This window comes from Caballeronia sp. INML1, from assembly GCF_023631085.1.
Lineage (GTDB): Bacteria > Pseudomonadota > Gammaproteobacteria > Burkholderiales > Burkholderiaceae > Caballeronia > Caballeronia turbans.
This window is the reverse complement of the sequence record NZ_JALQDT010000061.1, coordinates 89,868-116,781: the sequence shown is the minus strand read 5'-3', so window position 1 is coordinate 116,781 and position 26,914 is coordinate 89,868. Positions and strand designations below refer to the sequence as shown.

The following is a 26,914-nucleotide window of genomic DNA, read 5'->3' as shown; positions in this document are numbered from 1 at the left end:
CCCGCCCCGTTGCGTCAACTTCGAGCACTCAACTTGGTCAACGACATCTTCAAGCGGCGCGCCCAGCGTGCCGTTCTGGCTTCAATCGCGCTGTTCCTGGGTCTGCAGCATGCGGCCTTCGCTGCCGCGACCGGCACCGGCATCGCGGGCGCGCTCGGGCGGCTCGGCCTCGATGTGCCGGAAACGCGCACCGTGACCTTGCGACAACTCGGCCTGCTCGAAAGCGTGACGCTCGGCGCACCCGATACGCGCCGCGAGTTCTTCCTGCCTGTGCCCGCCGGCGTGCCGATCACCGATGCGACGCTGCAATTCGACGGCGGCTATGTGCGCGGCGACGGCGGCCGCGTGACGATGCTCCTTTCTCTCGACGGCTCGCCGGTGCTCGCGCGTGCGTTCACGCAGGATGCGGGCGGCGTGTCGGTCAATCTCGGCGTCGATGGCGCGGCGCGTTCCGCCGGCTTCGTGCGCGTGGGGCTTGGGTTCGCGTCGGTGGTCAGCCAGGGCGAGTGCTCGGATCAGACCGCCATCGGCAACGTGCTGCGCGTCGATCCGACGACGCGTCTCACGTTCCGCTTCAGTCCCGCCGACGTGCAGGACCTGCGCACCGCATGGAGCGCGCTGCCTTACGCGCCGGTGCTCGCGGTGTCGGGCGGCAAGCTGTCCGCGAACGCATTCGACACCGCCTGGCGCACCGACGCGCTGCTGCAACGCGACGGCAAGCGGCCCGTGATGCAGGCGCTGCCGGCCGTGGGCGATACCGTGGATCTCACGGGCATCGACGTGCCGGCGCCGTTGCGCGGCGTGCCCGCGTTCGCCGCGCTGGCAGCGGGCGGCAAGCACGCGATCGCCGACGACGCGGAACTCGGCGCGCTCGTCGCGCTCGGCGCGCGCGCGGCGTTCGGCCCGGACGTGGTCGTCGCCGACGAGACGATGCGCAAGACCATCGACCGCGCGCTCGACGCGTTGCGCGCGCAAGTCACGAACACATCGGGCGATGCGCTCGCCGCTTTCGACGCATGGCGCAAGCAATCGGCGTCGCAACTGACTTCGCCGCTCGCGCCGGGCGAAGTGCGCGTCGCGCACGTGGGCGGCCGCGCGATGATCGTCGTCGGCGACACGCGCGGCATCGGCGCGCTTGCGCACGGCTGGCGTCCCATCGATGTATCGAACCGCGTGGTCGTGCATCGCATCGACGTGGCGCAGCAGACGCGCGGCGACACCATCGCGCTGTCCGACCTCGGCGGCGATCCGCGCAGTGTCGACGTGCAGACGGCCGCGTCGTGGGATGCGCGCTTCGACCTCGCCGCGGCTTCGGGCAACGGCCGCTTGCCGGAGCAGGTGGTGCTCGATCTCGCCGCTTCGCCGACGCTCTCCAACGGCGCGGCAACCGCCACCGTGTACTTCAACGACGTGATGATCGGCGCGAAGCTCATCAACGTCGATGGCGCGCGCGAGCGTCTCGTCGCGCCGATTCCGCGCTACGCCCTCGCGCGCACCAACGATCTGCGCGTGACCTTCCGCCGCCAGCCGGACGGCGGCTGTCAGGCGCGCCAGACGTATCCCGTCGCCGTGCTGCCGTCGAGCCATCTGCGGCTTGCGAAAGGTCCGCCCGACAACACGTTCGCGGGCATGGCGGCGCGTTATGCGTCGTCGGCGACGGTGTACGTGCCGCGCGCCTGGCTCGACGATGCAATGAACAGCGTCCCGCGCCTTGCCGTGCTGACCGGCGCGGCGGGCATCGCGCCGGTATCGGCGAAATTCGTGGTGAACGCGGCAGACGCGGCGGCGAATCCGGCCGGCCCGTTCCTCGCCGCCGACGTCAAGCTCGCCGACGAGAAGAATCCCGCCGCATATTCGGCCGAGCGTCTTTCGCTGACATCACCCGCGGGCGATACGCTGCTCGACATGTCGGGGCTCTCGCGCGTCGCGGTCGTGAGCGTTGCGAGTGCGGGCGGCGAGAGCGGCGTCGTGTATCGATCGGCGGGCGCGGCGCCCGTACTGACCGACAAGCTGCAGCTTTCGCGCGGCAATATCGCCGTGGTCGACGGCAGCGGCGTGCTCAAGCAGTTCGACACGGTCAACCCCGAAGAGATGACCGACGAACCCGCGTCGAGCGCCGACTGGGTCACGCGGCATTGGGCGCGCTGGGGCATTCCGGCCGTGCTCGTGGTGCTGTTGCTCGCGTTGATCGCGCTCGCGGGCCAGGCGCGCCGGAAGCATCGCGCGCGCGCCGGTGATGACGAGGATCGCGCGTGATGCCGGAGGCGCTCGGGTGGTACGGCGAGATTCTGCTCGCCGAGTACTACCAGGGACTCGAATACGTGGCCGCGACGGTCGCGGCGATCATTCTGCTTTCGAGCCTGGACGATCTGTTCATCGACGTCTGGTACTGGACGCGCAAGTTCTGGCGGCGCGTGACGGTCGAGCGCCGCTACGCGCCGCTCACCGTCGAGCAGCTTTATGCGCGCGACGAGCAGCCCATCGCGATCATGGTGCCCGCGTGGCAGGAACACGACGTCATCGCCGCGATGATCGAGGATCTCGTGCGCGTGCTCGACTATCGCGCATACACGGTGTTCGTCGGCACGTATCAGAACGACGCGGCGACGATCGCCGAAGTGGAGCGCATGCGGCATCGCTACAAGCATCTGCATCGCGTGGAAGTGCCGCACGACGGTCCGACATGCAAGGCCGACTGCCTCAACTGGCTCGTGCAGGCGATCCTGCATTACGAGTTCGAAGCCGGGATGGAGTTCGCGGGCATCGTGATGCACGACAGCGAAGACGTGCTGCATCCCGTCGAACTGAAGTTCTTCAACTATCTCCTGCCGCGCAAGGACATGATCCAGTTGCCGGTGGCGTCGCTCGAACGGCACTGGTTCGAGCTCGTCGCCGGCACGTACATGGACGAGTTCGCGGAATGGCACGCGAAGGATCTCGTCGTGCGTGAGAGTCTTGCGGGCGCGGTGCCGTCGGCGGGCGTGGGCACGTGCTTTTCGCGCCGCGCGATCCGCGCGCTCGTCGAAGAGACGCAGCACCAGCCGTTCAACACCGAAAGCCTCACCGAGGATTACGACATCGGCACGCGCATCACGCGGCTCGGCATGCAGTCGATCTTTCCGCTCTTTCCCGTCGAATTCACGACGCGCCGCAAGGGCTGGTTCGGTTTGGGCCGCGAGCGCGAAATCAGGCTGTCGATGCCGCTGTGCGTGCGCGAGTTTTTCCCCGACACGTTTCGCACCGCCTATCGGCAGCGCGCGCGCTGGACGCTCGGCATCGGCTTGCAGGGATGGGCGCTGACGGGCTGGAGCGGGTCGCTCGCGAATCGCTATCTGCTGATGCGCGACCGCAAGGGCGTGGTGACGGCGTTCGTCGGCATGCTCGCATACCTGCTCGCCGTGCAGTTCATGCTGTTCGCCACGGCTTCGTATCTCGGCCTCGCGGGCGACTTCTTTCCGTCGCCGTTCATCGATTCGCGGTGGCTGCAGGCGCTGCTCGCCGCGAACTCCGTCGCGCTCGTGCTGCGCGTCACGCAGCGCATCATCTTCACGACGCGGCTCTACGGCTGGGAGCACGGCGTGCTGTCGGTGCCGCGCATGGTCGTCAGCAACGTCATCAACTTCATGGCGGTGGCGCGCGCGTGGCGGCTTTTCATCGTGCATATGGTGACGGGGCGGCGGCTCGCATGGGACAAGACGATGCACGATTTCCCCAGCAACGAGGCCCTGCGCGACACGCGTCAGGATCTCGGGGAACTGCTCGTCTCGTGGCAGGCGATCGCACCCGAGCGGCTCGAAGAAGCGCGGCGGACGGATCATGCACGCGAAGCGCCGATCGGCCGCGTGCTCGTGACACGCGGCTGGCTCGACGAGGAAACGCTCGCGGAAGCGATCGCGTTCCAGGCCGACCTGCCGCGCGGACGCTTGGACGCGGCGCGGATGGACCCGACGCGCATCGCGACGCCCGAGACGCTCGTGCGGCTGCGCGTGCTGCCGCAGGGCATCGATGCGAACGGGCACGCCGTGTTCGTCTGCGCGAGCCTGCTCGACGATGCGTCGCTCGCCGAATTGCGCGCGACGTCCGGCGGCCCGGTCGCGCTGCAGATCGTGCGCGAAAGCGAGATCGCGGCGGGCCTGCGCATGCTGCGCGCGGTCGGCATGCCGGTCTTGACAGGCGATGGCGAAGACGATGCCTCGCCGGCGCTTGCCGACGCCACGGCCGCGCGCGGCGTGCCCTTGCTCGGCGACATCATGATCGAGATGGGGCTCGTCACGCGCAGCGCGTTCGAGGCCGCGTTGCGGGACTATCGGCCGGAGCGGCACGGACGCATCGGCGATTACATGGTGGCGGAGGCGATCATCACGTCCGATGCGCTCACCGCCGCAGTCGCGGAGCAGCGCCGCCGCTATCTCGCGCGGGCCGGCATTCGATGACGCCGCACGTTCGCGTTGCGTTGTGCGCCGCGCTCGCCTTGTGCGGCGCCGCGGCATCCCGTGCGGACGAGACCCTGCAGCTGCCTCTGAGCGGCGCGGCGTATCGCGTGGCGCGCGAAGCGTTCGCGGCCTACGGCGAGCATCGTTATGCCGATGCCATCGCAGGCGCGCGCGAGGCGATTCGCCAGCGGCCCGACGTCGCGGATCTGCGTCTGCTGCTTGCGAATGCGCTCGCGGCGCGCGGGCGTCTGAAGGACGCGAGCCGTGTGCTTGCCGAAGCCATCGCGCAGCTCGGTCCGGCGCCTTCGCTGACCGCGCGGCGCAGGCAGATCGACATCCTGATCGCGTCGGGCGGCGAGGGCGGCGTGCCGGACGACTTGCCGGCGCCGGCGTCGAAGGCAGCGCGCGCGGCGTATCGCGATTACGCGAAGAAGGATTACGCGTCGGCGGTGGCGGGAAGCCGCGAAGCCGTGCGTCTTGCGCCGCGGGCGGAGCGTCTGCGCTATCTGCTGATCGATTCCCTCGCCGCATCCGGCGACGATGCCGCCGCATACGATGCGGCCGTCGACGCATCGCAGCACTTCGGCGACAGCGACGCCTTGCGGGAGCGGCGGCGCTTCATCGGCGACCGGCTTGCGCCCGGGGCGTCGAAGTCCGCATATGTGGCGCGCGAGCGCGGCGACCTGGATGCGGCGCAAGATTTCGCGCGGAAGGCTGTCATGTATGCGCCGGCGCGGATGGATTTCCGCATGCAGCTCATCGAGATATTGTTCACGCGCGGCGATCTCGCGGGCGTGGAAGCCGCGGCGGGCGATGCCATCGCGATCGATGAAGACAATGCGCTCGCGTGGGCTTTGCGCGGATACGCACGCGCCGCGCGCGCAGAGCATGCCGACTTCGCGCGCGCGCTGACCCTGGCCGCATCCACCGATGCGGGCGACGCACGCGCATATCGCGATGCGCGCGTCGCGCGCACGATCGTCGCGGACGTGCGGCTCGCGCAAGGCAATCCGCAAGCGGCGCTCGATACACTGCCGTCCGTCGCCACGCAGCCCCCCGACGACACCGATGCCGCGATCACGTTACGCCGCCATCGCGCGCAAGCGATGTTGCGCATGGCGGCCACGCAGACCGTGCAAATCGATCCGCGCGCGCGCCCGACTTTCGAATGCCGCGAAGACCGGTTCGGCGCATCGTGCGATGTCTACGCGCACGATCCCGCACTCGCCGCGACACGCGAAGCGCGTCTTGCCGAACGTCGCGGCGATCGCGCAGCGGCCATCGGCTTCTGGCGCACGGCGATCGCCGAAGTGCCCGACGATCCGCAGCCGCGCATCGCGCTGATCGACGCGCTCGCGGCGACGGGCCGCACGCGTGAGGCCTCGGGCGAAGCGCGCGCGTTGATCGACGCGAATCTGCTCGATTCGATGACCGCCACGCAGGCCGCGTTCATCGCGCAGCGCGCGGGCGACAGCGCGCTCGCGCTGCACTACTTCGCGCGCGCGGAACGCGAGGGCGCGCTGCCCGCATCGGCCGAAGCCGACGCCGGCTACGCGGCGCTCAACCTGCGCCGCACCGACGAAGGCGTGAAGTTCCTGGAACGCGCGATCGACCATAGCGCGGGCGCGCCCGCCGGCGAGGCGCTCGCGCCTGAAGCACTGAACGACGCACGCGCGGCGCACGCCGAAGCGACGCGCAACTGGGGCTTCAGCGCGTCGGTGAACTATCGCGGCAACGGTGCGCAGCAAGGGTTCGCGTTCGCGCCCACGCCCGGCGTATCGAACAACTGGCAGGCGGGCGCGGAGGCGTACTGGCGGCCGTTCGGCAGCCTCGGTGACCGCATGTTCGAGGTGTACGCGCGCGGTTACGAGAACTTCGGCGTGAAGGGCGGCGGGCCGTCGGGGGTATCGACGTTGCAGGCGGCGATCGGCGCGCGCGTGAAGCCGTTCGCATCGGCGAATGCGATTCTCGCCATCGAAAAAATTCTGCCGATCGGCTCGGACGTGCGCGCCGACTGGCTCGCGCGCGCCGCGTATTCGAACGGCTTCGGCGACACGCGCAGGCTCGACGTCCCGAACTGGTGGACGGGCACGGTGTACGGCGAGGCGGGCCATTACATCCAGAACGATTCGACTTACGCGACCGCGAACGCGCGACTGGGCCGCACCTATCGCGTCGATGCGATCAGTCCGCGTTTGACGGTGTTTCCGCATGCGGTCGTCGGCATGGACTACGATTCGGCGGTCGATCACAGCGTGCCGGTGGGCGCCGGCGCGGGCGTGGCGGCGCGCTACTGGTTCCGCGGCGGTCCGTATGACGCGCCGCGTTCGTTCGTGGATGTCGCGGTGCAGTACCGCTTGCGCGTCGCCGGCGACGATCGCGCGCGAGGCGTGTTCTTCGGCGCGGTATTCTCGTACTGATGTCCTCTCTATTTTCCGCCCTCGTCATTGCGTGCTGCCTTGTGCTCGCGCCGGCTTCGGCTCAAGCCGATGCCTCGCGCGTGCGTCTCGTCGACGGCATCGTCTGGCAGCCCGACAACGCGCACGCCGATCCGCGCGGCGACTGGGACAAGCTCGGCGCGCATGAACTCATTGTGCAATGGACGGCGGTGGACGGCATCGCCTTCGTGCCCGGCGCCGGGATGCGCACGGCGGCACGGATGCCGGACTGGGAGCGCATCGGGCAGGAGCCCTGGGCGCGCGACGTGATCGTTGGACTCGCGGGCCGTTTCGACGAAGCGGCGGCGCGCGCGAATGCGGCGCAGTTGTTCGTCGAATCGATGCGGCTCGTGGAAGTTCATCCGCCCGTGCATGTGACGGGCTACTACTTTCCCGTCGAGATCGATCCGACCTGGCAGAACGCGGGTGCGCTGCGCGCGCTGCTCGATGGGTTGCCGCGTCCGTTGTGGATCAGCGTGTATGACCGCGCGAATGTCGGTGGCGCGGCGCTCGCGCAATGGCTCGATGAGTGGTTGCCGCGCGATGTAGGCGTGCTGTTGCAGGACGGCTGCGGCGTGTATGCGCGAGAGCCGCGCGTCGCGCGGGAGTATGCGGATCAGATTGCGGCGAAGCTCGGGCGGCATCGCGTGCGAATCATTGCGGAAGCGTTCCGGCCGCAAGTGGGCGGCGGGTTTCGTTCCGCGACAGTGGACGAACTGAGGCCGCAGATCGATGCGTATCGCGGATATAAGACCTATCTTTTCGATGGGCCGCATTATGTGTCCGCGGACATCGTGCAAGGCCTGCTCGATGCGTATCGACGGCATTAGCGACGCGCCGCAACGCCAGTTCCGCAAAGCGCTCCGGCGCTCTGCCTCGTCGGCCGGCCGTGGCTGCCGGCCGCCTGCGTATGACGCTTACTTGACCGATGCCGTGTCGATGGCACGCGCCGAATCGGCAGGCAACACCGACGTCAGCACATTCGACGGCACATGCTGCGCTTCGTCCTTCGACACCGCGCCGACGAACTTCCATCCTGACGGCATCTTGACGAAGGTGAAGCCGGTCGGCTGATCGACGAACACCGAATACGGCGCGGGCGACGCCGGCGTTGCCGTGGCTTGCGCAAACGACATCAGCGGGCTCATCAGCAGCAACGCGGCGGCCAGTGCGGACAAAGTCGATTTCATGACGACACTCCTAAGAAGGTTCCGAGATTTATGTAACGGTCGACACATATATTTGAACATCGTCGCGTGACGGCGTCCAGTTATTTTGTTACGATCGACACATAATTCAGAATTTCAATGCGCGCAGCAATCGATGGGACGCGCAAAGGAGCGAGACATGCCGTCGGAAGTTCGGGAAACGCAGCACAAGGCGCGCGGACGGCCCCGCACGTTCGACCGCGAGGCGGCCTTGCGAAGGGCGATGGAAGTGTTCTGGGCCAAGGGCTTCGACACGTGCTCGATGGCCGATCTCGTCGACGCAATGGGCATCAATTCGCCGAGCCTCTACGCCGCGTTCGGCAGCAAGGAAGATTTGTATCGCGAGGCGGTCGAGCTCTACACGGACGCGGAAGGCGGCGCCGCGCTCAGGCAGTTGCAGGCGCACGAGTCCGTGCGCGACGGCCTGCGCGCGATGTTTCGCACGAGCGTCGAGCTTTTCACCGGCGCGCCGAATCCGCGTGGCTGCATGATCTTTCTGGGCGCGATGTCCGTCGGCGCCGAGCATGCGCAGTTGCGCAGCGAGATGCAGAAGCGCAGACGCAAGGTGGCGTCGATCGTCGCGGCGCGGCTCGCGCGAGGCGTCGAGAACGGCGAGCTCAATGCACGCACCGATGTTCCCGCGCTCGCCGCGTTGTGCATGACGCTGTTCGCGGGCTTGTCGATTCAGGCGCAGGACGGCGTGCGCAAGGCGGCGCTCCTTGCGGCGATCGATCAGTTCATCGCGACGCTGCCGCTGCGCGCAAAACGCTGAACGCGCGATCCGTATTCGTCCGTCGAGCGTCGGTAATGCAACGACGCTGCCCACGTCGTTGCGCGAAACGATCGCAGCCGATGCCCAAGCGGATGAAACAAACTGTCCTTGCGCTTGCTCACGCGCCGACCCCGGGACCAGAATCGCCCGGATAGGAACGCAAATCACGGAGCATCGCCATGACAACGCACGTCATCAGTTTTTTCGCGGACGGTAACGCTCACGCGTCGTTCGAGAATGCGCGCCGCTACTGCGCGCGTCAGGGATACAGACACGAATACGTCGATGCGAGCGCGATCGGCTGGCCGCATCTGCGGATGTTGCTGAAATATCAGGTGCTGCTGCGAGCGCTGCGCACGAGCGCCGAGGGCGACCTCGTGCTGCTGCTGACGCAGGACTGCCTGCTGTTGCGCGACATACCCTGCGAGACTTTCATGCAAGGCGGGAGCCGCGACTGGATCATCTCGTACCGCGACAGCCACGACGTCGATGTGATGGCGGCGTTCCAGCTCTGGCGCAATACGCCCGCCGCGCGCGAGTGCGTCGAGCGCCTTTGCGAGCGTGCGAAGTTCGGCGGCCACGCGCTTGTGAGCGAATCCGAGTTGCTGCGCGCGCTCGATCCGCTGTCGTTCAACGTGGCGATCAATGGCTATGTGCCCGTTGCGCTTGCCGCGCTGGACGTGTCTCCGGTCTGGTCCGAATGGCCCGCATTCGCGCTCGCGCTCGCGGATATACGCGAAGCGCCGAGAAATCAGCCGGTTTTCGCTGGCCTGCGCGATCTGCTCGCGGAGCACGTCAACGATTATCAGGCGCGCGGACTGCCGTATCTCGCCTTGCCGGCACCGGAAACCGGCGAAGCGCGCTACGAGGCAGTGAACGGCGACGCGCGTGTCGCGCTCGCGATGCTCTACACGCCGAATATCCGCGAGTACGGCGCGATCGCCGAGCGCAATCTGCGCCGCTATTGCGAGCGGCACGGCTATGCGCTCCATCTCTATCGCGACGTGCCGCCGGACGCCGGCCCGGACGCGAGCGGCAACTGGATCAAGCCGTGGGTGCTGCTGCGCCATCTGCCCGGACACGAATGGGTCTTCTGGATCGATGCCGACGTGCTCGTCGTCGATCAGGGCAGGCCGCTCGAATCGCTCATGAAGGACCGCGACCGCGTGATCGCGACGGACGTGAGCTGGCGGTTCAACTCGGGCATCATGGGCTTTCGGAACACGCGGCAAAACATCGAGGTGCTGAGCGAAATCGAGCAGACCATCGGCGGGATCGCGGATAAATCGTCCACATACGCGAGCGGCGGCGATCAGGACGTGTTCATCAAGGTGCTGCAACGGCACGGCCTCGCCGAATATCGCGATCTTCTCGATTGCACGACGATCAACACGCCGTACCAGCTTCAGGGCAGCGACAGCTTCATGGTGCATTACATGCATATGTGGCCGTCGATGCGCGCGCTCGCGATGCATCACGGCGACCTGACAAGCCAGATGCGCGGCGCGCGCCGTCCTTGACTTTCCAAAGCATTACGGGCGAGCATGAGCGAACGCGCGGGGCCGCCGCGCGGGCATCGACTTTGTACGTAGTCCCTACATACACATCACTCCGATGGTGCCGCGCCCGTCCATGCCACGGCAGCAGATCCGCCTTTGCCCGGCGAGCGACGGCGTGCGCATCGCATACGCGACTTGCGGCTCAGGGCCGCCGCTCATCAAGGCGGCGAACTGGCTGAGTCATCTGGAGCTGGACTTCACGAGTCCGGTCTGGAGCCATCTGGTGCTCGAACTGTGCGGCCGCCACACGCTGATTCGCTACGATCAGCGCGGCTGCGGTCTCTCCGACCGCGATGTCCCCGACATTTCCTTCGACGCCTGGCTGCGCGATCTCGAAACCGTCGTCGATGCGAGTGGCCTCGAACGCTTTCCGCTGCTCGGGATATCGCAGGGCGCGTCGATCGCCATCGCGTATGCGGTCGCGCATCCGGAGCGCGTCACGCATCTCGTGCTGCACGGCGGCTACGCGCGCGGCCGGCTCAAGCGCACCTGCGATCCGGCGCTGCGCGAGGAAGCCGAAATGCTCGTGAAACTCGCCGAACTCGGCTGGGGAAAACAGAATCCCGCGTTCCGGCAATTCTTCACGACGCAATTCATTCCCGGCGGCACGCCCGAGCAGCATCACTGGTTCAACGAGCTCGAACGGCTGACCACGACGCCGCACAATGCCGCGCGCATCATGCGCGTGTTCAACGAGATCGACGTGGTCGATCTGCTGCCGCGCGTGCAATGCCCGACGCTCGTGCTGCACGCCACCGGCGACGCGCGCGTGCCCTTCGACGAAAGCCGGCTGCTCGCCGGTCAGATTCCCGGCGCGCGCTTCGTGCCGCTCGAAAGCGAGAACCATCTCACGCTCGCATCCGACGCCGCCTGGCAGCGCTGGCGCGAGGAAGTGCGGGCGTTCCTGCCGTCTGCGCAAGTGGCCGATCCCGCGTTCTCCGCACTGACGCCACGCGAGCGGGATATCGTCGAATTGATCGCGGGCGGGCGCGACAACGCGCAGATCGCCGCGCGCCTCGCGCTCAGTGAGAAGACGGTGCGCAATCACATCACCAGCATCTTCGCGAAGCTCGAAGTCGAGAATCGCGCGCAGGCAATCGTGCTTGCCCGCCGCGCGGGCTTCGACGCGCCTGCCTGAGCCTTCGGGACACACGTCCCCCTTCCCTGGCGCCAAAACGTCGCGTCCCGGTTCGCGACCGGGACTTGCGCCTCATGTGCGAAAGCGCGGCACTCCCGAGAATGATCAGCAGAACGGTGACGCGACGCATGACTCATGCATGAACCCTACGCCGACCTGTTCGACGCGGCGCGCCGCCTGTCCGGCGCCCCTTTCAACGCAGTCATCGACGCAGAGTCATCCCGGAGTTTTTACATGAAAGCCGTTCAGCACGAGTCCAGCAAGACCAGTACGCAACAACGCTATGCGAAGTGCATCGAAGTGTCCCGCCGCATTCGCTGGGATATCGATCGCGACGTATTGCGCGGCCGTCATTTCGATCCCGCGCACAAGTTCATGCCCGACGGGCTCACCGAAGTCAACCGCCTGCCGTTTCTGGATACGCGCGAACGCCGGCTCATGTCGCAGATTCAGGGCCGCACGTACGCCAACATGTTCGGCATGATCGAGCGTTTCGTCGGCGCGAAGATGCTGGAAGTCGGCCGCGATCACGCGCTCGGCGATCAGACCGCGCTCGAAGCGATCGTTCGTTTCACCGATGAAGAGCTGAAGCATCAGGAACTGTTCCGCCGCGTCGAGGCGCTCGCGGCCGAAGCGCTTCCGCCCGGCTATCGCTTCGTTGCGCAGGCCGACGAAGTCGCCGCGTTCGTGCTCGGCAAGTCCACATGGTCGATTCTCGCGCTGACGTGCTGCGTCGAAATCGTCACGCAGGTGCATTACCGGCAGAGCATGGAGAGCGACGCGAGCCTCTCGCCGCTCTTCAAGGACATCTTCCTGTTTCACTGGAAGGAGGAGTCGCAGCACGCGATCATCGACGAACTGGAATGGGTGCGCGAGGACGCGCGCATCGACGACGACGCACGCGATGCCGCGATCGGCGATCTGATCGAACTCGTCGCGGCGATCGACGGCATGATGCAGGCGCAAGCCGCCGCCGACGCGCACTACTTCGTCACGCTACTCGACCGCGCGCTGTCCGACGACGAAGAGGCGCGCGTGCATGCGGGGCTGGTCGACGCGTATCGCTGGCAGTACATCATCTCCGGCGTCGACGAGCCGCGCTTCGGCGAGATTCTGACGAGTCTGGTCAGCGAGGCTCAGGGCGAGCGCCTCGGCGCCGCACTCACGCCGATGAGACGCCGCGCGCTCACAAGCGAGTCCGACGCGCTCGCGTGACGCATTCAGCGTGAAGCACGAGGCCGGGTGACAGCGCCCGGCCTTTTTGCACTTTCGAAGGCAAAACGTAAGGCAAGCGCGTTTGCTGCTCTGCAAAACGCTGAATTACCGTGAAAACCTAGTCGTTACTGACGGACTGGAGCACTTTCTTTTCGGGCAACATGGTCAGATCAGGTAGTCGTCGCTCACTGTCCCAAACTGATAACTAGATTGGACCATCATGCTCGCCGAACCGTTACCGCAGGCATCCGACATCGAAAAACTCGCAGAGGACCACGAGCGCTTCGCGCGACATACGCCATCCGAAATATCCATTGTTCTGCGCAATCTCGTGCAGCGTCGCGACATGCTGACGGTCACGAGCGGGAAAGGGCAGATCGTCACGCAATTGCTGGAAGTCGATGTGCGCGGTGCGCGTATCGTGTTCGACTGGGGCGGCGTGGAATCGGACAACCGCGCGCTGCTCGAAGCGCGGCAGTTGTATTTCAAGGGTGCGCCGGACGGCGTGCGCGTCGAATTCACGACGCACGCCGCCCATGCCGTGACCTGCGAGGGACGGCAGGCGTTCGAAGTCTCCTTTCCCGAGAAGCTCTATCAGTTCCAGCGCCGCGAATACTTCCGCGTGCCGACGCCGATTCTCGATCCGTTCTACGCGAAGGGCGCGTTCGGCGACGGCGAATCGTTCCGCTACGAAGTGCACGATCTGTCGCTCGGCGGCATCGCGCTGCGCATGGACACGCCGCGTCTCGCGCAAACGGAGACCGGCACGCTGTTCAACGATGTCGTGCTGCATCTCGGCCCCGGCGCGGCATTGCCCGTCGATCTCGAACTCGTGTCGCCGCGCACCGTGACCACGCCGCGCGGCGATGTGCGCTATGTCGTCGGATTCCGTTTCGTGCAGCTTTCGGGCGCGGCGGAGAACGTGCTGCAGCGTCTCATCACGCGCATGGAGGCGAAGCGCCGCAGCCTGTCGGCGTGAACGGCACGCGGATGCGAGGCGCCGTGGAGTAGAATGCGTGCCTCTTTCCACTGCATGACGACGCATGTTGCGCAAGGCCTGGCGCGGAGAAGAACGTTGCTGGAAAGTCTGGTGGCTGTTGGGCGTGCCGATTCACCTCGCATGGTGGTTCGTCTATCTCGACCTCTGGACGAGCGGCGTCGCTCCCGAAACATTCCTGCTGATCACCGTCTGGTTCTGGCCCGGCATGCTGGGCGTATTCGCCCTCTGCTCGGCGTTGTATCTGCTGTGGTGCACGCTCGCGTGGCGCTGCGCGGGCAATGTCGATCGCCGCATGTGGACGGTCATCGCGCGCGTGCTGATCGGCGTCGGGCTCGGGTCGTTTCTCACCGAATGCGCGTTGATTCTTTCGGCGCCGTTCGCCTGAACCGTCGATTGCCGCGCACGCGATTCGACTTACCGTGCACAATGTCCGGGCTTGCAGCAAGCCAACGACGAACGGACAACGACGCGCATGCTCAACGAATTCGCCAAGACGGTCCTCGTGATCGTCGCCGGTTTGTTCCCGATCATCAATCCGCCGGCGACGGCGCTCGTCGTGCTGAGCATGCTGCCGCATATCGGCGACGACGATCGCGCCGAGCTTGCGCGGCGCATCTGCATCAACAGTTTCGCGATTCTGCTCGCGTCGCTTTCGATCGGCGCCTACGTGCTGTCGTTCTTCGGCATTTCGATTCCTGTGTTGCGCGTGGCGGGCGGTCTGGTCGTCGCGATGGCGGGCTGGAGCCTGCTGCAGGCGCCCGATGACGACGACGCCTCCGAGGCCGCGCCGAGGCCCCGCAGCGGCGCATCGCTGCGCGCGAAGGCCTTTTATCCGCTGACGCTGCCGATCACCGTCGGGCCGGGCGCGATCGCGGTTGCCATCGCACTCGGCACCGGCTCGCCGCGCCACGGCCTGCAGCCGGTGCATCTCGCGGGTGTCGGCGTCGGGCTGGTGGTCCTGTGCGCGAGCATCTATGTGTGCGTGCGCTTCGCCGGGCATCTCGAACGCCTGCTCGGCACTGCCGGCACGCAGGTCGCGATGCGCCTCTTCGCGTTCGTCATCTTCTGCATCGGCGTCGAGATTCTTTGGCTCGGACTGTCCGAGCTGATCGCGTCGGTTCATCTCACTATCAAGTAGCGCAATTCCCGGACAAACCCCGAGCGACGCTCGCGGATGACAGCGTTACCATTTTTGGTCGTCGCATGGTAGCGCTACCATCAAGGAGACGCCGCTTGACTCTGAATCGCAAGAAGCCGGAAGACCTGCGCAGTCACCGCTGGTACGGCGCGAACGACCTGCGCTCGTTCGGCCACCGCTCGCGCACGGCGCAGATGGGCTATCACGCGTCCGATTACATGGGCAAGCCGGTTATCGCCGTGCTCAACACGTGGAGCGAAATCAATTCGTGCCACACGCACTTCAGGCAGCGCGTCGAGGAAGTGAAGCGCGGCATCTGGCAGGCGGGCGGCTTTCCCGTCGAAATGCCGGTGATGACGCTCGCCGAGCCGTTCCAGAAGCCGACGACCATGCTCTACCGCAATTTTCTCGCGATGGAAGCCGAGGAAGTGTTGCGCTCGTATCCGTTCGACGGCTGCGTGCTGATGGGCGGCTGCGACAAGACCACGCCCGGCCTTCTGATGGGCGCGATCAGCATGAACCTTCCCGCGATCTTTCTGCCCGCCGGCCCGATGCTGCGCGGCGACTGGCACGGCCGCACGCTCGGCAGCGGCTCCGATACGTGGAAGTACTGGGCGGAACTGCGCGCGGGCACGATCACCGAGGACGAGTGGAAGGGCGTGGAAAGCGGCATAGCGCGCTCGCCGGGCCATTGCATGACGATGGGCACGGCATCGACCATGACGAGCGCCGCCGAAGCGCTCGGGATGACGCTGCCCGGTTTCGCGTCGATTCCCGCGGTGGATTCGCGGCACGCGCAGCACGCGTCGCTGACGGGGCAGCGCATCGTCGACATGGTGTGGACGGACCTCAAGCCGTCCGACATTCTCACGCCGGCCTCCTTCGACAACGCCGTGACGACCGTGCTCGCGCTGTCCGGCTCGACCAACGCGATCGTGCATCTCGTGGCGGTCGCGCGGCGCGCGGGCGTGCCGCTCACGACCGCGCGCTTCGACGAACTCGCGCGCGTGACGCCGGTGCTCGGCAACATCCGCCCGGCGGGCAAATATCTGATGGAAGATTTTTTCTACGCCGGCGGCCTGCGCGCGCTGCTCGCCGAACTCGGCGATCTGATCGACGGCTCGCAACTGACCGTCAATGGCGCGACGCTCGGCGAGAACATCGCGGGGGCCGCGATTTTCAACGACGACGTGATTCGCCGCCGCACCCATCCATTGGTCCAGAACGACGGCCTCGCGGTGCTGACCGGCAATCTCGCGCCGGACGGCGCCGTGATCAAGCCGGCGGCGATGGAGGCGCGCCTGCTCAGGCATCGCGGGCCGGCGGTCGTGTTCAGGGATTACGCCGACATGGCCGCGCGCATCGACGACGAAGCGCTCGACATCACCGCCGATTCGGTGATCGTGCTTCAGCACGCCGGGCCGGTCGGCGCGCCGGGCATGCCGGAGTGGGGCCAGTTGCCGATCCCGCAGAAGCTTCTGAAAGCGGGCGTGCGCGACATGGTCCGCATATCCGATGCGCGCATGAGCGGCACGAGCTACGGCGCATGCGTGCTGCATGTGGCGCCGGAGTCGTTCGTCGGCGGGCCGCTCGCGTTCGTGAAGGACGGCGACATCGTCGAGCTGGACTTGCCCGCGCGCCGCCTGCATCTCGGTGTCACCGATGACGAGCTCGCCGCGCGCAAGGCCGCGTGGACACCGCCGAAGCGCCCGTTCGAGCGCGGCTTCGGCGTGATGCATCAATTGCATGTGACGCAGGCGGACAAGGGCTGCGACTTCGATTTCCTCGAAGAGAAAGCCGCGACCGGCGGCGACCCCGACATACATTGAGACGCGCAACCTCATGACGACACCCGATATCGCCATTTCCGACGAAACCATCGAGCTGCTGCGCCACGTCAGCACCGCGACGCTCACGACGCAACTCTTCAAGCGCGGCCTGCGCAACGTGTTCCTGCAAGGCGTCGCGCCGCTCGTGAAGCCTGCGAAAGGCACGCCGAACATGGTCGGGCCGGCGTTCACGCTGCGCAATATTCCGGCGCGCGAGGATATCGATCACGTCGGCGTGTTCCAGGACCCGGATCACCCGCAGCGCAAGGCCGTCGAAAGCGCGCCGCCGGGCAGCGTCCTCGTGCAGGATTGCCGCGGCGAGCGCAGCGTCGCGTCGACGGGCTCGATCCTCACGACGCGTCTCAAGGTTCGCGGCGTCGCGGGCATGGTGTCGGACGGCTGCGTGCGCGACTCGGGCACGATCGGCGATATCGGCCTGCCGCTCTTTTGCGCGGGCGCGAGCGCGCCGCTCAATCTCGCGAAGCATCACGCGGTCGACATGAACGTGCCGATTGCATGCGGCGGCGTGGCGGTGTATCCGGGCGATATCGTCGTCGGCGATGTGGATGGCGTCGTGGTCGTGCCGCGCTACATGGCCGAGGACGTCGCGAAGGACGCGACCGGGCAGGAAATCATGGAGGAATTCCTGTCCTCGCGCGTGGAAGGCGGCGCGATGCTGCGCGGCACGTATCCGCCGAATGAGGAAACGCTCGCCGCCTACGAGGAATGGCGCAAGCGGCGCACGGTCGGCTGACTGTACGGGCCTTGCGTTTCCATCGAAGCCCGCTCAAGCCGACACCAAGATGGCCTCGACCAAACCGGACCTCACACGCACGCGCCGCGCGCGCACAGGCGCGAAAGGCGTGCGCATCACCGACGTGGCGGCATCCGCGGGCGTCTCGCCGATCACCGTCTCGCGCGTGTTCAACGCGCCCGGCACCGTCGCGCCCGAGACGCTCGCCCGCGTGCGCCACGCCGTCGCGGAACTGGGCTACGTGCCGAACCGGCTGGCCGGCGGGTTGTCATCGGCGAAATCGCGGCTGATCGCGGCGATCGTGCCCACCGTCGCGCACTCGCTCTTCTCCGAAACGGTGCAGGTTTTCAGCGATACGATGGCGCGCGCCGGCTATCAGGTGCTGCTCGGCCTGTCCGGCTACAGCGACGAAGACGAAGACGCGTTGCTCGACGCCGTGCTGAGCCGTCGTCCGGAAGGCGTGTTCCTGACGGGCGTCGCGCACACGCCGACGCTGCGAGACCGCCTGCGCAAGCTCGGCATTCCGATCGTCGAGACGTGGGACATGAGCGACGATCCGATCGACATGCTCGTCGGCTTTTCGCATGAGCACATCGGCGTGATGGTGGCCGAGCGCTTTCTCGCGCGCGGCACGCGCCGCCCCGCGCTCGTGTCCGCGAACGACCGGCGCGCGCTCGCGCGGCGGCGCGGTTTCGTCGAGACCCTCGAGAAACACGGCGTGAACGATGTCGCCGAAATACTGATGCCGCCGCCCAGTTCTGTCGCCCTCGGCAAGGAAGGCTTGCGGCGCGTGCTCGAAAGGCGCGCGGGCGTCGATGCGATCTTCTGCAGCTCCGATCTGCTCGCGCTCGGCGTCGTGTCCGAGGCGCGCCGGCTCGCGATCGACATTCCCGGGCGCATCGCCGTGTGCGGCTTCGGCGATCTCGAATTCACCGCCGACGCGATGCCCGCGCTCACGACCGTGCGCGTGGACCGCAAGCGCATCGGCGCGACGGCGGCGCGCTGTCTCATCGACAGGCTGGGCGGCGCGACCGGGGAAACGCGCGTCGATGTTGGCTTCGAGCTGGTCGAGCGCGAGACGCTCTGACTACGGCAGAAGATTCCACTTGATGATCGCGCGCACGTCGCGCTCGAAGCCGAGCACGCTCATCGCGGCGGTGTCCATCGCGAGATGCGCGCCGAGCGAGGGCGAGCCGGTCGCCCATTGCGCGCCGAACACGCGCGAGAAATGCGCGTGCGAAAAGAGCGCGATGTTCGTCGCGTTCGTTGCGAGCAGCGTGTCGATGAGCGCCTGCGCGCGCCTGCCGACATCGGCGAGACTCTCGCCTTCGGGAATCGGCGACGTCCACACCGACCAGTCCGGCACTTCTTCGCGAATATCCGGCGTCGTGCGGCCTTCGTAAATGCCGTAATTCCACTCGTGCAGTTCGGGTTCGACCTGCGCGAGACCGGAGAGACCCGCGAGGCGGCATGTTTCGATCGCGCGGTTCATCGGGCTCGTCAGCACGAGATCGAAGGTCTGGGACGCGAGGACCGGCGCGAGCGCGGTTGCCTGCTTGCGTCCGTCATCGGTGAGCGGGATGTCGGTCGTGCCGGTGTGCTGGCCCGACTTGCTCCATTCGGTTTCGCCATGCCGGATCAGCCAGATATGGACGCCGCCTTTCATGTTCATGTCGTTCACCCGGTGTCTGAGAAATGCGGTGCGCGCCCGCGCGTCACAGCCTGGAATTCTGCGCCGATCTCCGAAGGAACGCCGCGACGCTGCCTTTCAATCCAGCTCGCCTGTCGCGAACGCCTTCAGCAAATGATGCGCGATCGCGAACGGCTTGGGCGCCGACATGCCCGCTTCGTGCGTGCCGTCGAGCATCGCGGCGACTTCCTTGCGCGTGAACCAGCGCGCGTCTTCCAGTTCGTTCCTGTCGACGATGATCTCGGCGGTGGCGGCGCGCGCGAAGCAGCCGATCATCAGCGACGACGGAAACGGCCACGGCTGCGACGCGAAATAGCGCACGTCCGTGCAGCGGATGCCCGCTTCCTCCAGCACCTCGCGATACACCGCGTGCTCGAAGGTTTCGCCCGGCTCGATGAAACCCGCCAGCGCCGAATACATGCCCGGCAGGAATTGCGGCTGACGCCCGAGCAGGCAACGTTCTCCATCGGTGACGAGCATGATCACGACCGGATCGACGCGCGGAAAATGCTGCGCCTTGCAATTCGGACAGATGCGCCGCCAGCCCGCACCGGCGGAATCGGTCGGCTGGCCGCAGTTCGCGCAGAATCGGTGACGGCGATGCCAGTCGAGCATCGACCGCGCTTCGCCGAGCGCGCTGACGAGCCAGGGCGCCACGAGCCCTTGCATCGCGATGGGGCGCAGCTCGATCGCTTCGACTTCAGGAAGGCTTTCCGTCGCGTTGTCGAAAGAGGCCGCGAAAAGCGCGCGCGCTTCGGCGTCGCGGCCGAGAAACACTGTTTGCGATGGCGCGCCGGCCGCCGCCGCTTCCTGCGCGCTGAAGAGCGGATCGTGCCCGTCGATGCGCTTGAAGAGCGGCACGTTGTTCACGAAAAGCAGAAAGCGCGTGGACGGATCGTCGCGCAGGCTGGCGACGAACGCTTCGTCGTCGCGCTTTTCCGACACGCGATCGAGCGGATCGAGCGTAAAACCGATGGCATGAGGCGGCGTGGGCATAGTATTTTGCGTGTGTGGCGGCGCGTGACGGGAGAATGCCGAAACGCGCGCCGCGTGACGGGAAGCTGCGGGGCCAGTCGGCAATCGTAGCGAAGTTGGCGCGTCCTTGCAGGGCGACGCCCGGAGACGCCGATGATCACGCTGTATTCATATCCTCAGTTGTTCGGCCTCGAAGACAACAACCCGTTCGGGTTGAAGGTGTTCGCGTTCCTGAAGCTCGCGTGCCTGCCGTTCGGGCATCGTCATGTGCTCGACACGAGCGCCGCGCCGCGCGGCCAGCTTCCGTATCTCGTGGATGACGATGAAACCATCGGCGACAGCGATGCGATCATCGCGCATCTGAAACGCAAGTACGCGCTGACGCTCGACGACGCGCTCACCGCCCCGCAGCGCGACCTCGATCTGCTGATTCGCCGCACGCTCGACGATCTCTATTGGGTGATGTCGTATTCGCGCTGGCGCGACGACCGCTATTGGCCGCAGTTCCGCGCGGCGCTTCTGGAGCAGCATCCGGATATCGGCGGGGAGGCGCTCGAGGGCGCGCGAAAATACAACTTCGAGCGCTATCGGTATCAGGGCATCGGACGGTACGAGCCCGAGGCCGCGTATGCGCGCGGCATAGCGAGCCTTCAGGCGATGGCGAGCCTGCTCGGCGACGGGCCGTTCATGTTCGGCGCTGCGCCCGCGAGCATCGATTGCGCGTTGTATGGGTTTGTCGCGAGCATCTGGTTCTACGACATCGATACGCCTCTCAAGCAATTCGTCGCGACGCAGCGCAATCTCGTCGCGCATTGCGGCGCGACGCGCGCGCGCATGGGGCAAAGCGCGACGCCGTGAGGCTCGCTCCGGCGATGAGCGCCCGCGCTCGTGAAGCCGCCGGCACCGGTCGCCGCCGCTGCACTCAGAGCCGCGAATTGAACGGCCTGATGCTCATGCGCACGCCGTCATAGTCGGGCGCGGCATCGAATGAGACCGCGGCGCCGGTTGCGTCGCCGCAGCTCGCGATGCGCGGCGAGAGGACTTTCACCGCGCCGGAGAGCACCCGCTCGCACACGCGTTCGAACGCACGCGCTTCTTCGCGCGGGCTCACGAGGCCCGACGCGCCCGCTCGCTGCATATCGAGGAGCGCGTCGGGGTCGGTTTCGTCGGTGAAGATGACGACGGGCGTATCGGGAAACGTCCGGCGCAATTCGCGCAGCAGCGCGAAATCGTCCGCATGGCAGCCTTCCAGACCGCAGCCCAGCACGATCAGGTCGTAACTCGCGGTCCGCAGCCTCGCGAGCAATTGATCGGCGCTCTTGACGCATGCCGTGACCCGAAACCGCTCGTGCGACTCGAACCAGCTTTGCAGCCCATACAAAACGACAGGGCGATCGTCTGCAACGACGATACTAATTTTGTGTTCGCGCTTCATTTTTTTCGGCGGGCTCGACGGACAATGTATCCGCCGGCCGCGCTTCGGTTGCCTGAACCGCGCACGTTAGCAAATCAAAAGTCTCACGCTGCGCCGCACTACAAAATATATCGATTCCTTGTCGATTGGCGCGGTGGCCGTTCGTCGTCCAGATATCGGCGCTGCAATCGTCGCAGGCGCATCGCCGCGTTCCGAACCCGCTCGATAATCCGGAGGCTCTCAGATGAGCTTGCAACTCTATGCACACCCATTTTCTTCGTATTGTCAGAAAGTTCTGGTGGCGCTGTACGAAAACGGCACGCGCTTCGAATGGCGCGCGCTCACGCCCGAAACGCCGCAATGCATGGCTGAACTCGCCGAAATCTGGCCGATGAAGCGCTTTCCCGTGCTGGTCGATGACGGTCGGCCGGTGATCGAATCGACGGTGATCATCGAACACCTGGGGCTGTTCCACCCTGGCCCGGTGCGCCTCGTTCCCGATGATCCGCGTGCCGCGCTCGAAACGCGCTGGATGGATCGTTTCTTCGACAACTATGTGTCCACACCGCAGCAGAAGATCGTGTTCAACGCGATGCGCGATCCGAACGAGCGCGATGCGCGCGGCGTCGCCGATGCCCGCGCGATGCTCGACACGTCCTACGCCTTTCTCGATCGCAAAATGGCCACGCGCGAATGGGCGGCGGGCGACACCTTCAGCCTCGCCGATTGCGGCGCCGCGCCGTTTCTGTTCTATGCCGACTGGTCGCATCGAATCGGGGACGCGTATCCGAACGTGATCGCGTATCGCAAGCGCCTGCTCGCGCGGCCCTCGTTCGCTCGTGCCGTCGAGGAGGCGCGGCCGTATCGCGCGTTGTTTCCGCTCGGTGCGCCGGACCGCGACTGAGCTACTTGAGCCACAGGAGATCGGATATGAGCACGACCACGAATCACGTTCCCGCCGATGAACTCGCGAAGCGCGCCGCGATGAGGTTTCCCAACGAAAGCGCCGAGTATCGCCGGGCGCGCACCGCGTTGCTGGCCGAGGAAATCGAATTGCGCCGGCACATCGAGCGCGTCGCGCAGATGCGTCGCGCGCTGCCGCCCGGCGGCGAAGTGACAGGCGATTATCGATTCGAAGGCGAACGCGGCGCGGTCGATTTCGCGGGCCTTTTCGGCGACAAGGACACGCTCGTCACCTACAGCTACATGTTCGGGCCGCAGCGCGAACGGCCGTGTCCGATGTGCACGTCGCTGCTGTCGGCATGGGAGGGCGAGGCGCGCGACATCGAACAACGCGTGGCGCTCGCGGTGATCGCGCGTTCGCCGATCGCGAAGCTGGTGGCGTTCAAGACCGAGCGCGGCTGGCGCGATCTCAGGCTGTTTTCCGATACGAACGGCGCGTTCAGCCGCGACTATCACGCGATATCGAAAGAAGGCGGCGATGAGCCCGCGCTCAACGTTTTCACGCGGCGCGACGGCGTGATCCGGCATTTCTGGAGCGGCGAGATGGATTTCGCTACCGCCGATCCCGGCGAGGATCCGCGCGGCGCGCCTGATCTGATGCCGCTCTGGACCGTGCTCGACATGACGCCCGAAGGACGCGGCACGGACTGGTACCCGAAGCTGGACTACGGGCCGCGGACGTAAGGGAATGCAGTGCGCCGCCGGCGCTTCGTCTGTAAAGATGGGTCATATCTTCGGCGCACGCGTCAACTTCCAGGCGAGGCGCGCGTTGTGAGCGAGTCGATGAAATGCGTCGGCATTTCATGGAGAAACTCGCTAATGCAGAACAACGGACCCATCATGCAGTGGCAGGCGGCGCGCGTGGCCGCTATCGCGGCTTCCGGCGCGTGCGCCACATTGAACGGATGCGCGAACCAGCCGGACATCCCGTCGAAGGAAGCGGACTCGGCGTCGATCCTCACCGAAAGCGCTCACATCGCGGAGTCGATGCCCGCTCAGGAAAGCCACGCCCTCGATGCCGAGCCGCTCGACTACCGCAACGCCCGGACGAAGACGGTTCCGAATATCGGCTGGGCGTCGTATTACAGCAAGAAGTTTCAGGGGCGCAGAACGGCCAGCGGCGAACGCTACGACATGCACGCGTTGACGGCGGCGCATCGCACATTGCCGCTCGGCTCGTATGTGCGCGTCAGCAATCTCGCGAAGACGAAGTCGATTGTCGTGCGCATCAACGATCGGGGCCCGTTCGTGAAAGGCCGCATGATCGATCTGTCTTTCGCGGCGGCTGTCGAACTCGGTCTGCAACGCGCGGGAAGCGCGCAGGTGATCCTCGAACCGGTCGATCGGCCCGTCGCGCTGGCGTCGGCGTCCCGCGCGCCGCAACGCATCATGCTGCGCATCGAGCCTCATCCGCGGCATCGAAAGAAGCACGCAACGCCTCATTGACACGCGGACGGATACAATGCGGCGGCGCGCGATCATCGCGCTTCCGGCCGCCGTCATTCGATCCAAGTCATGAACCATTCGCCTCGGGCCTTTCTGCTGGGCCCGCTTCTGAAGCGCGTATCGCGATCGTTCTACCTCACGCTGCGCATCTTGCCGAGGGGCATGCGCGATCCCATCGGGCTTGCGTATCTGCTGGCGCGCGCCGCCGACACGATTGCGGATACATCGCTGATCTCGCCGCAACGCCGTCTGGAATTGCTGCTTTCGCTGCGCGCACAAGTCAATGGCGCGCCCGATGACGGCGCGCTCGCGCGCATCGCCGGCGAAGTCGCGGGACAGCAGGCGCAGCCGGATGAGCGCGCGCTGCTCGAAAGCCTGAGCGCCGCGCTCGCGATCCTGCCGCAACTGGGCGCGCAGGATCAGGCCGCGGTTCGCGAGATCGTCACGACGCTCAGCACCGGCATGGAGTTCGATTTGCGCACGTTCCCCGACGAGACATCGGGCGAGATCGTCGCGTTGAGGCAATTCGAAGAACTCGATCGCTACACGTATCTCGTCGCGGGCTGCGTCGGCGAGTTCTGGACGACGATGACCTACGCGCACATGACAGGCGTGCTCGAGGCCGCGCCCGATACGATGCTCGCGCTCGGCGTGCGCTTCGGCAAGGCGCTGCAGATGACCAACGTGCTGCGCGATTGCGCGCGCGATCTGCGCATCGGCCGCTGCTATCTGCCCGAATCGATGCTCGCGCGTCACGGGCTGACGCCGCAGGATGTGTTGCGGCCGGAGTCGTCGGCGCGTGCGCGGCCCGTGCTGTTCGAATTGCTGCGCACGTCGCTCGCACTCTTTCAGGACGCGGTCGATTACACGCTCGCAATTCCATCGAGCGCCGTTCGTCTGCGACTCGCCTGTCTCTGGCCGATCATGATCGGCCTCGACACACTCGTGCTGCTCGCGCGTAACGATGCGTGGCTCGATCCCGGCCGGATCTCGAAAGTGCGGCGCAACGACGTGTATCGCATCATGGCGGCATCGTTGCCGATGGTGGCATCGAACGGCATGCTGCGCGCGTGGACCTCGCGCCGCATCCGTGCAATAGAGCGGGAGATCAGCGCCGCAGTTCGGCCATGATGCGCTCGGCGAGGAAGTCGCAAGGCGGGCGTCTGGACGCCGCGCTGCGCGCGAGCACCACTTCGAGCGTGCCGATCTCGGGCAGACCTTGCGCCGGCCCGAGCAGCGTGAAGTGCGCGGGCACCGCGCATTTCGCGAGCGGCGTCACGGCGAGGCCCGCTTCGGCCATCGTCAGCAGACCGAGCAGGCTCGGGCTTTCATACGACGTGCGATAGCCGATGCGCGCGCGCTCGAGACTCCGGATCGCATTCTCGCGGGCGACGCTGCCCGGCAGGAACACCGCGATCGGCAAGGGCCGCTCTTTCCAGATTTCGGTGGCGCCGGGCGCCGCGGCCCAGACCATCGGCTCGTGGCGCAGGAATTCGCCGGACAAGCCCTTCACGCGCGTCGCGCAGACGAGATCGACCGTGCCGTCCTTCACCATCGGCGCGAGCGCGAGGCTCGGCAGGCCGACCACCTGAATCTCGACCTTCGGATACGTCGCCGAGAATTTCTTGAGGATCGGCGGAAACAGCGACGACGCGTAATCGTCCGGCACGCCGATCACCACGCGCCCGGTCACGTCCGGCCGCACCACCGCCGCCCACGCCTCGTCGCGCAGCGCGATCATGCGGCGCGCGTAGGTGAGCAGCACCTCGCCGTCCTGCGTCGGCACCACGCTGCGCGGCTTGCGTACGAAAAGCGGCTTGCCGAGCGCGGTTTCCAGCGTCTTGATCTGCATGCTCACCGCCGATTGCGAGCGATGAACGAGCTCCGCCGCCCGGCTGATGTTGCCGGTATCGGCGACGGCGACGATCATCGAAAGGACATCCAGATCGAGCGCTTTCATGGGTGAACGACCGTTTGGTATCAGAAAACCTGAACGATTCTATCAAAATTATGCGTTTTTCTTTTGCTTCGGCGCGGCGCATAGTCGCATCAAAGGAGCGAATCATGAACGCGCGAACCGATCTTTCCGTCCTCACCGCTGTACAAGGCTTGCCCGAACCGTCGTTCGCCACGACGGCAACCGGCGTCTCGATGCCGTATGTCGAGTGCGGCGAGGGCGAACCGCTCGTGTTCGTGCATGGATCGCTATGCGACTACCGCTACTGGAGCGCGCAGATTCTTCCGCTGGCGAAGCAGTTTCGTTGCATCGCGCCGAGCCTGTCGCATTACTGGCCGGCCGTCGATGCGTTCGTGCAGGGCGAGTTCGGCTGGGAAACGCACGTCGCCGAGATGGCCGGGTTCATCGAATCGCTCGATCTCGCGCCGGTGCATCTCGTCGGGCATTCGCGCGGCGGCTGCATTGCGTTTCATCTGGCGCGCGAATACCCGCGGCTCGTGAAGACGCTCACGCTCGCCGATCCGGGCGGCCCGCTGCACATCGCGCCGCAGGCCGTGTCCGCCACGCTGCCGCCTGCGACCAACGCGCTGCGCGCACGCGTGGCCGAGCTGATCGAAGAGGGCGAATTCGATCGCGGCCTCGAAATGTTCGTGGATTCGGTCAGCATGCCGGGCTTCTGGAAGAAAAGCACGGAGAGCTTCCGGCGCATGGCGCTCGACAACGCGCTCACGCTGCCGAGGCAATTTCGCGATCCCTTGCCCGCCTACACGCGTGAGGCGGCGCGCGACATCAAGTGCCGCACCTTGCTCATCGACGGGCAGAAAAGCCCGCGTATGTTTCGCAACAACGTCGAGAAGCTCGAGGAGTGGATCGAGTTCGCGGAGCGTCAGACGATCGCGGGGGCATCGCACGGGATGAACGTCGCGAGCCCCGGCGCGTTCAATCGCGCGGTGCTGGCGTTCGCCGGCGCGTGGTGAATCGAACG

At 66.3% G+C, this 26,914-nt stretch carries 25 protein-coding genes; 20 read left to right on the top strand and 5 right to left on the bottom strand.

What is annotated here, in order from left to right; translation table 11 throughout:
• The first annotated feature begins 33 nt into the window (after positions 1–33).
• From NCR38_RS24815 to NCR38_RS24800, 4 genes are read left to right on the top strand one after another with little or no spacing between them, the layout of a single operon-like run.
• Positions 34–2,256 carry a cellulose biosynthesis cyclic di-GMP-binding regulatory protein BcsB gene (locus NCR38_RS24815; RefSeq protein WP_061119193.1) on the top strand — a complete coding sequence of 741 codons (2,223 nt, stop codon included), beginning with the start codon at positions 34–36 and terminating at the stop codon, positions 2,254–2,256.
• Positions 2,256–4,433, top strand: a complete 2,178-nt coding sequence (locus NCR38_RS24810) for a glycosyl transferase family protein (RefSeq protein WP_061119192.1) — start codon at positions 2,256–2,258, stop codon at positions 4,431–4,433. The genes NCR38_RS24815 and NCR38_RS24810 overlap by 1 nt, the downstream gene beginning before the upstream one ends.
• The gene (locus tag NCR38_RS24805; RefSeq protein ID WP_061119191.1) at positions 4,430–6,853 is read left to right on the top strand and encodes an NfrA family protein; all 2,424 of its coding nucleotides are present in this window, start codon (positions 4,430–4,432) and stop codon (positions 6,851–6,853) included. The genes NCR38_RS24810 and NCR38_RS24805 overlap by 4 nt, the downstream gene beginning before the upstream one ends.
• Entirely contained in the window at positions 6,853–7,701 is an 849-nt protein-coding gene (locus NCR38_RS24800) for a hypothetical protein (protein WP_250477738.1), read from the top strand. The genes NCR38_RS24805 and NCR38_RS24800 overlap by 1 nt, the downstream gene beginning before the upstream one ends.
• A gap of 87 nt (positions 7,702–7,788) precedes the next feature.
• On the opposite strand, the gene NCR38_RS24795 is transcribed toward NCR38_RS24800, so the two are convergent.
• Positions 7,789–8,061: a hypothetical protein gene (locus NCR38_RS24795; protein WP_061119189.1), complete on the bottom strand. Its 273-nt coding sequence runs from the start codon at positions 8,059–8,061 to the stop codon at positions 7,789–7,791.
• A 157-nt stretch (positions 8,062–8,218) separates the two neighbouring features.
• On the opposite strand from NCR38_RS24795, the gene NCR38_RS24790 reads away from it, so the two are divergent.
• From NCR38_RS24790 to NCR38_RS24745, 10 genes are all read left to right on the top strand, one after another.
• Positions 8,219–8,851, top strand: coding sequence for a TetR/AcrR family transcriptional regulator (locus NCR38_RS24790; RefSeq protein ID WP_061119188.1), 633 nt, complete (start codon positions 8,219–8,221; stop codon positions 8,849–8,851).
• A 179-nt stretch (positions 8,852–9,030) separates the two neighbouring features.
• Positions 9,031–10,371 (top strand): hypothetical protein, encoded by a 1,341-nt coding sequence (locus tag NCR38_RS24785; RefSeq protein ID WP_061119187.1) that lies wholly within the window; start codon positions 9,031–9,033, stop codon positions 10,369–10,371.
• Positions 10,372–10,465: 94 nt separating this feature from the next.
• Positions 10,466–11,548: an alpha/beta fold hydrolase gene (locus NCR38_RS24780; RefSeq protein WP_250477737.1), complete on the top strand. Its 1,083-nt coding sequence runs from the start codon at positions 10,466–10,468 to the stop codon at positions 11,546–11,548.
• A gap of 234 nt (positions 11,549–11,782) precedes the next feature.
• Complete coding sequence (locus tag NCR38_RS24775; protein WP_061119268.1) at positions 11,783–12,763, top strand: hypothetical protein; 981 nt, start codon at positions 11,783–11,785, stop codon at positions 12,761–12,763.
• A 220-nt stretch (positions 12,764–12,983) separates the two neighbouring features.
• Positions 12,984–13,742 carry a flagellar brake protein gene (locus NCR38_RS24770; RefSeq protein ID WP_061119185.1) on the top strand — a complete coding sequence of 253 codons (759 nt, stop codon included), beginning with the start codon at positions 12,984–12,986 and terminating at the stop codon, positions 13,740–13,742.
• A 64-nt stretch (positions 13,743–13,806) separates the two neighbouring features.
• The gene (locus NCR38_RS24765; protein WP_061119184.1) at positions 13,807–14,148 is read left to right on the top strand and encodes a hypothetical protein; all 342 of its coding nucleotides are present in this window, start codon (positions 13,807–13,809) and stop codon (positions 14,146–14,148) included.
• An 87-nt stretch (positions 14,149–14,235) separates the two neighbouring features.
• Complete coding sequence (locus NCR38_RS24760; RefSeq protein ID WP_061119267.1) at positions 14,236–14,901, top strand: MarC family protein; 666 nt, start codon at positions 14,236–14,238, stop codon at positions 14,899–14,901.
• 95 nt (positions 14,902–14,996) lie between these two features.
• Positions 14,997–16,730: an L-arabinonate dehydratase gene (gene araD, locus NCR38_RS24755; protein ID WP_250477736.1), complete on the top strand. Its 1,734-nt coding sequence runs from the start codon at positions 14,997–14,999 to the stop codon at positions 16,728–16,730.
• 13 nt (positions 16,731–16,743) lie between these two features.
• Positions 16,744–17,484 (top strand): ribonuclease activity regulator RraA, encoded by a 741-nt coding sequence (locus tag NCR38_RS24750; RefSeq protein WP_061119182.1) that lies wholly within the window; start codon positions 16,744–16,746, stop codon positions 17,482–17,484.
• Positions 17,485–17,533: 49 nt separating this feature from the next.
• Positions 17,534–18,571 (top strand): LacI family DNA-binding transcriptional regulator, encoded by a 1,038-nt coding sequence (locus tag NCR38_RS24745; protein ID WP_061119181.1) that lies wholly within the window; start codon positions 17,534–17,536, stop codon positions 18,569–18,571.
• Here the strand turns inward: NCR38_RS24745 and NCR38_RS24740 are convergent, their stop codons facing one another.
• Both NCR38_RS24740 and nudC read right to left on the bottom strand, forming a co-directional pair.
• The gene (locus NCR38_RS24740; protein ID WP_250477735.1) at positions 18,572–19,150 is read right to left on the bottom strand and encodes a histidine phosphatase family protein; all 579 of its coding nucleotides are present in this window, start codon (positions 19,148–19,150) and stop codon (positions 18,572–18,574) included.
• Between the two features lie 102 nt (positions 19,151–19,252).
• On the bottom strand, positions 19,253–20,170 hold the full coding sequence (nudC, locus tag NCR38_RS24735; RefSeq protein ID WP_061119179.1) for an NAD(+) diphosphatase: 918 nt from the start codon (positions 20,168–20,170) through the stop codon (positions 19,253–19,255).
• 132 nt (positions 20,171–20,302) lie between these two features.
• Here nudC and NCR38_RS24730 point away from each other — a divergent pair, with 132 nt between their 5' ends.
• Complete coding sequence (locus NCR38_RS24730) at positions 20,303–21,007, top strand: glutathione S-transferase C-terminal domain-containing protein (protein WP_061119178.1); 705 nt, start codon at positions 20,303–20,305, stop codon at positions 21,005–21,007.
• Positions 21,008–21,071: 64 nt separating this feature from the next.
• Here NCR38_RS24730 and NCR38_RS24725 read toward each other — a convergent pair whose 3' ends face one another.
• Positions 21,072–21,584 (bottom strand): response regulator transcription factor, encoded by a 513-nt coding sequence (locus tag NCR38_RS24725; protein WP_061119177.1) that lies wholly within the window; start codon positions 21,582–21,584, stop codon positions 21,072–21,074.
• A gap of 223 nt (positions 21,585–21,807) precedes the next feature.
• Between NCR38_RS24725 and NCR38_RS24720 the strand changes: the two genes are divergently transcribed.
• The 4 genes from NCR38_RS24720 (at position 21,808) to NCR38_RS24705 (ending at position 25,103) form a co-directional block, all read left to right on the top strand.
• Positions 21,808–22,467, top strand: coding sequence for a glutathione S-transferase family protein (locus NCR38_RS24720; RefSeq protein ID WP_061119176.1), 660 nt, complete (start codon positions 21,808–21,810; stop codon positions 22,465–22,467).
• Between the two features lie 26 nt (positions 22,468–22,493).
• Positions 22,494–23,210 carry a DUF899 family protein gene (locus NCR38_RS24715; RefSeq protein WP_061119175.1) on the top strand — a complete coding sequence of 239 codons (717 nt, stop codon included), beginning with the start codon at positions 22,494–22,496 and terminating at the stop codon, positions 23,208–23,210.
• A gap of 135 nt (positions 23,211–23,345) precedes the next feature.
• The gene (locus NCR38_RS24710; protein ID WP_086961236.1) at positions 23,346–23,972 is read left to right on the top strand and encodes a septal ring lytic transglycosylase RlpA family protein; all 627 of its coding nucleotides are present in this window, start codon (positions 23,346–23,348) and stop codon (positions 23,970–23,972) included.
• A 69-nt stretch (positions 23,973–24,041) separates the two neighbouring features.
• Positions 24,042–25,103 carry a phytoene/squalene synthase family protein gene (locus NCR38_RS24705; protein WP_250477734.1) on the top strand — a complete coding sequence of 354 codons (1,062 nt, stop codon included), beginning with the start codon at positions 24,042–24,044 and terminating at the stop codon, positions 25,101–25,103.
• Here the strand turns inward: NCR38_RS24705 and NCR38_RS24700 are convergent.
• Positions 25,081–25,932 carry a LysR substrate-binding domain-containing protein gene (locus NCR38_RS24700; RefSeq protein ID WP_061119173.1) on the bottom strand — a complete coding sequence of 284 codons (852 nt, stop codon included), beginning with the start codon at positions 25,930–25,932 and terminating at the stop codon, positions 25,081–25,083. The genes NCR38_RS24705 and NCR38_RS24700 overlap by 23 nt on opposite strands.
• A gap of 104 nt (positions 25,933–26,036) precedes the next feature.
• Here NCR38_RS24700 and NCR38_RS24695 point away from each other — a divergent pair, with 104 nt between their 5' ends.
• On the top strand, positions 26,037–26,906 hold the full coding sequence (locus tag NCR38_RS24695; RefSeq protein ID WP_061119172.1) for an alpha/beta fold hydrolase: 870 nt from the start codon (positions 26,037–26,039) through the stop codon (positions 26,904–26,906).
• Positions 26,907–26,914: the final 8 nt, after the last annotated feature.

Excerpts from the sequence above, each read along its gene's own strand:
- NCR38_RS24765 (WP_061119184.1), top strand. The coding sequence starts at position 13,807 with ATGTTGCGCAAGGCCTGGCGCGGAGAAGAACGTTGCTGGAAAGTCTGG.
- NCR38_RS24695 (WP_061119172.1), top strand. The coding sequence starts at position 26,037 with ATGAACGCGCGAACCGATCTTTCCGTCCTCACCGCTGTACAAGGCTTG.
- NCR38_RS24770 (WP_061119185.1), top strand. The coding sequence starts at position 12,984 with ATGCTCGCCGAACCGTTACCGCAGGCATCCGACATCGAAAAACTCGCA.
- NCR38_RS24800 (WP_250477738.1), top strand. The coding sequence starts at position 6,853 with ATGTCCTCTCTATTTTCCGCCCTCGTCATTGCGTGCTGCCTTGTGCTC.
- NCR38_RS24715 (WP_061119175.1), top strand. The coding sequence starts at position 22,494 with ATGAGCACGACCACGAATCACGTTCCCGCCGATGAACTCGCGAAGCGC.
- NCR38_RS24780 (WP_250477737.1), top strand. The coding sequence starts at position 10,466 with ATGGTGCCGCGCCCGTCCATGCCACGGCAGCAGATCCGCCTTTGCCCG.
- NCR38_RS24785 (WP_061119187.1), top strand. The coding sequence starts at position 9,031 with ATGACAACGCACGTCATCAGTTTTTTCGCGGACGGTAACGCTCACGCG.
- NCR38_RS24725 (WP_061119177.1), bottom strand. The coding sequence starts at position 21,584 with ATGAAGCGCGAACACAAAATTAGTATCGTCGTTGCAGACGATCGCCCT.
- NCR38_RS24790 (WP_061119188.1), top strand. The coding sequence starts at position 8,219 with ATGCCGTCGGAAGTTCGGGAAACGCAGCACAAGGCGCGCGGACGGCCC.
- NCR38_RS24705 (WP_250477734.1), top strand. The coding sequence starts at position 24,042 with ATGAACCATTCGCCTCGGGCCTTTCTGCTGGGCCCGCTTCTGAAGCGC.
- NCR38_RS24740 (WP_250477735.1), bottom strand. The coding sequence starts at position 19,150 with ATGAAAGGCGGCGTCCATATCTGGCTGATCCGGCATGGCGAAACCGAA.
- NCR38_RS24745 (WP_061119181.1), top strand. The coding sequence starts at position 17,534 with ATGGCCTCGACCAAACCGGACCTCACACGCACGCGCCGCGCGCGCACA.
- NCR38_RS24795 (WP_061119189.1), bottom strand. The coding sequence starts at position 8,061 with ATGAAATCGACTTTGTCCGCACTGGCCGCCGCGTTGCTGCTGATGAGC.
- NCR38_RS24710 (WP_086961236.1), top strand. The coding sequence starts at position 23,346 with ATGCAGAACAACGGACCCATCATGCAGTGGCAGGCGGCGCGCGTGGCC.
- NCR38_RS24720 (WP_061119176.1), top strand. The coding sequence starts at position 21,808 with ATGAGCTTGCAACTCTATGCACACCCATTTTCTTCGTATTGTCAGAAA.
- NCR38_RS24775 (WP_061119268.1), top strand. The coding sequence starts at position 11,783 with ATGAAAGCCGTTCAGCACGAGTCCAGCAAGACCAGTACGCAACAACGC.
- NCR38_RS24730 (WP_061119178.1), top strand. The coding sequence starts at position 20,303 with ATGATCACGCTGTATTCATATCCTCAGTTGTTCGGCCTCGAAGACAAC.
- NCR38_RS24700 (WP_061119173.1), bottom strand. The coding sequence starts at position 25,932 with ATGAAAGCGCTCGATCTGGATGTCCTTTCGATGATCGTCGCCGTCGCC.
- NCR38_RS24810 (WP_061119192.1), top strand. The coding sequence starts at position 2,256 with ATGCCGGAGGCGCTCGGGTGGTACGGCGAGATTCTGCTCGCCGAGTAC.
- NCR38_RS24760 (WP_061119267.1), top strand. The coding sequence starts at position 14,236 with ATGCTCAACGAATTCGCCAAGACGGTCCTCGTGATCGTCGCCGGTTTG.
- NCR38_RS24750 (WP_061119182.1), top strand. The coding sequence starts at position 16,744 with ATGACGACACCCGATATCGCCATTTCCGACGAAACCATCGAGCTGCTG.
- NCR38_RS24805 (WP_061119191.1), top strand. The coding sequence starts at position 4,430 with ATGACGCCGCACGTTCGCGTTGCGTTGTGCGCCGCGCTCGCCTTGTGC.
- nudC (WP_061119179.1), bottom strand. The coding sequence starts at position 20,170 with ATGCCCACGCCGCCTCATGCCATCGGTTTTACGCTCGATCCGCTCGAT.